The sequence below is a fragment of the Burkholderia territorii genome, from assembly GCF_902833055.1.
Taxonomy (GTDB): Bacteria; Pseudomonadota; Gammaproteobacteria; order Burkholderiales; family Burkholderiaceae; genus Burkholderia; species Burkholderia territorii.
Genome location: NZ_CADFEJ010000159.1, coordinates 1 through 433, shown reverse-complemented (window position 1 = coordinate 433; position 433 = coordinate 1). Strand labels below are relative to the sequence as shown.

The window sequence follows — 433 nt, the reverse complement described above, 5'->3', positions numbered from 1 at the left end:
CGGCCAGATAGGCCATCGCGGTGGCCGGCACGCCGCCCAGCACCAGGCGCTCGAGCGCGCGCGCCACCAGCACGCCCGGCCAGCGCGGCGGTCAGGACGGAACGGAAACGCGGCATGAATCACCTCTACGAGTCGGATGCAGTGGCACGAAACCGCCCGGCTATAGAGATTGCGCGCCGGCACCGTTCCAATCATTTCTGCGATGCAATTGACGCTGCTGGCGCTATGCTTTTCGCGTTCGACCGGATACGGCCGACGATCGGGCGCGCAGCGCGGCGCGAGCGCGAAGGCCGCCGGCGCAGGCGGGCGGCCGCAGCCCGCGACAAGCCGCGCCGCCAACAAAAAACCCGCCTCGCGGCGGGTTTTTCATGACGGCCGCCGAAGCGGCCCGGCAGGCAGGGCTGGAAGCAGCCGAACCCGGAAGCAGCCGGCT

1 protein-coding gene is annotated in these 433 nt (G+C 70.4%); it reads left to right on the top strand.

Annotated elements, in window-relative coordinates:
- Window positions 1-114: 114 nt before the first annotated feature.
- Complete coding sequence (locus HW466_RS31515; protein WP_176316186.1) at window positions 115-372, top strand: hypothetical protein; 258 nt, start codon at window positions 115-117, stop codon at window positions 370-372.
- The last annotated feature ends 61 nt before the right edge of the window (window positions 373-433 follow it).